This is a genomic window from Nocardia farcinica, from assembly GCF_029867845.1.
Lineage (GTDB): Bacteria > Actinomycetota > Actinomycetes > Mycobacteriales > Mycobacteriaceae > Nocardia > Nocardia farcinica_A.
This window is the reverse complement of record NZ_JARWRU010000890.1, coordinates 1-2,589: the sequence shown is the minus strand read 5'-3', so window position 1 is coordinate 2,589 and position 2,589 is coordinate 1. Positions and strand designations below refer to the sequence as shown.

4 protein-coding genes are annotated in these 2,589 nt (G+C 68.3%); all 4 read left to right on the top strand.

Going from position 1 to position 2,589, the window contains the following annotated elements:
* Positions 1 to 1,066: ACR3 family arsenite efflux transporter (gene arsB / locus QH283_RS19580; protein WP_280504439.1), on the top strand; the 1,066-nt coding region annotated here is incomplete at its 5' end.
* Positions 1,063 to 1,497, top strand: a complete 435-nt coding sequence (locus tag QH283_RS19575) for a low molecular weight phosphatase family protein (RefSeq protein WP_011212393.1) — start codon at positions 1,063 to 1,065, stop codon at positions 1,495 to 1,497. The genes arsB and QH283_RS19575, both read left to right, overlap by 4 nt.
* Positions 1,494 to 2,153 carry an arsenate reductase ArsC gene (locus QH283_RS19570; RefSeq protein ID WP_011212394.1) on the top strand — a complete coding sequence of 220 codons (660 nt, stop codon included), beginning with the start codon at positions 1,494 to 1,496 and terminating at the stop codon, positions 2,151 to 2,153. Before QH283_RS19575 ends, QH283_RS19570 begins: the two co-directional genes overlap by 4 nt.
* Positions 2,154 to 2,168: 15 nt before the next feature.
* Positions 2,169 to 2,579: an arsenate reductase ArsC gene (locus tag QH283_RS19565; protein WP_011212395.1), complete on the top strand. Its 411-nt coding sequence runs from the start codon at positions 2,169 to 2,171 to the stop codon at positions 2,577 to 2,579.
* The last annotated feature ends 10 nt before the right edge of the window (positions 2,580 to 2,589 follow it).

The window sequence follows — 2,589 nt, the reverse complement described above, 5'->3', positions numbered from 1 at the left end:
GTCCACCCTCGACCGGTTCCTGCCCGTCTGGATCGGCGTGGCCATGGCCGCCGGCCTGCTGCTCGGACGCATGATCCCCGGCCTGGGCGACGGGCTGTCGGCGGTGGAGATCGACGGCATCAGCCTGCCGATCGCGATCGGGCTGCTGATCATGATGTACCCGGTGCTGGCCAAGGTCCGCTACGACCGCCTCGACACCGTCACCGGCGACCGCAAACTCCTGCTCAGCTCCCTGCTGCTGAACTGGATCCTCGGCCCGGCTCTGATGTTCGCCCTGGCCTGGCTGCTGCTGCCGGACCTGCCCGAGTACCGCACCGGGCTGATCATCGTCGGCCTTGCCCGCTGCATCGCCATGGTCATCATCTGGAACGACCTCGCCTGCGGCGACCGCGAAGCCGCCGCCGTGCTGGTCGCGCTGAACTCGGTTTTCCAGGTGATCATGTTCGCCGGACTCGGCTGGTTCTACCTCTCGGTCCTGCCCGGCTGGCTCGGCCTGGAACAAACCACGATCGACACCTCGCCGTGGCAGATCGCGAAATCGGTGCTGATCTTCCTCGGCATCCCGCTGCTGGCCGGGTACCTCACCCGCCGCTTCGGTGAACGCGCCAAGGGCCGTACCTGGTACGAATCGGCCTTCCTGCCCAAGATCGGGCCCTGGGCCCTGTACGGGCTGCTGTTCACCATCGTGATCCTGTTCGCCCTGCAAGGCGACCAGATCACCTCCCATCCTCTCGATGTCGTGCGGATCGCGATCCCCCTGTTGGCCTACTTCGCCATCATGTGGGGCGGCGGCTACGCCCTCGGCGCGGTCCTGGGTCTGGGCTACGAGCGCACCACCACCCTGGCGTTCACCGCCGCGGGCAACAACTTCGAGCTCGCCATCGCCGTCGCCATCGCCACCTACGGCGCCACCTCCGGCCAGGCCCTCGCCGGGGTCGTCGGCCCGCTCATCGAGGTCCCCGTCCTGGTCGGACTGGTCTACGTCTCGCTCGCGCTGCGCAAACGCTTCCCCGCCACCATCTCCCCGGCGGCGTCGTCGGGCACCGGGGAGATGGCGCCGCGATGAGCACGACCCCGTCGGTGCTGTTCGTGTGCGTGAAGAACGGCGGCAAATCCCAGATGGCGGCCGGGCTGATGCGCGCCGCCGCCGGTGACCTCGTGCAGGTCCATTCCGCCGGAACGAAACCCGGCACCGCGATCAACGCCCTGTCGGCCGAATCGCTGCTCGAAGTCGGTATCGACATCAGCGGCGAGACCCCGAAACCGATCGACCCGGCCCTGCTGGCCTCGGTCGACCTGGTCGTCACCCTCGGCCGCGAAGCCCACATCGGCCCGGTCGACGGGGTGCGGATCCTCAACTGGGACACCGACGAACCCTCCGAACGCGGCATCGACGGCATCGAACGCATGCGCCTGGTCCGCGACGACATCACCACCCGCGTCAACAACCTGCTCACCGAACTCACCACCCCCATCGAGCAACGGACACACCCATGACCGACAGCCCCTCCCACACCCGCCACGACCTGACCATCGACCAGCAACTCGCGCTGAAAACCGCGGCCACCCACTTGCAACGTGAGTTCAACGGAACCTTCGGCGTCGAGACCATCGAGCGGTTCCTGCACTCCTCCTACGACCAGTTCGCCGGACGCGCGACCGTGGTCAACTACCTGCCGCTGCTGGCCGAACGCTTCGCCCGCCAACGCCTGCACGCCCTGGCCCGCGTCGAGGGCAAAGCCCACACCGGCACACCCACGGTGTTGTTCCTGTGCACCCACAACGCCGGACGCTCCCAGATGGCCCTCGGGTTCTTCACCCACCTTGCCGGGGACCGCGCGGTGGCGTGGTCCGGCGGCAGCGAACCCGGCGACGAGATCAATCCCGCCGTGATCGCCGCGATGGCCGAGGTCGGCATCGACATCACCGGCGAGTTCCCCAAACCGTGGACCGAGGAGATCATCCAGGCCGCCGACGTCGTCATCACGATGGGCTGCGGTGATGCCTGCCCGCTCTACCCGGGGCGCCGGTATGAGGAATGGGACATCGACGACCCCGCCGACCTCGACCTCGCCGCCATCCGGCCCATTCGCGACGAGATCGAAACCCGCGTCCGTCTCCTGCTCGCCGAACTCGACCTCCCCGCCCACTGAAAGGCCCACCCGCACATGACCACCAAGCCCAGCGTGTTGTTCGTCTGCGTCCACAACGCCGGACGCTCCCAGATGGCCGCCGGATTCCTGTCCCACCTCGCCGGCGACGCCATCGAGGTCCGCTCCGCCGGCAGCGCACCCGCCGATCAGATCAACCCGGCCGCGGTCGCGGCAATGGCCGAACTCGGCATCGACATCTCCGACCAGACCCCGAAGATCCTCACCTACGACGCCGTGGAAACCTCCGACGTCGTGATCACCATGGGCTGCGGGGACACCTGCCCGACCTTCCCCGGCGTCAGCTACCGCGACTGGGTGCTCGAAGACCCCGCAGGCAAGGGAGTCGAATCCGTCCGGCCGATCCGCGACGAAATCAAGGCTCGCGTGGAAGCCCTCGTCGCCGAACTCCTGCCCGCGCGCGCCTGAGGCCCGCCCC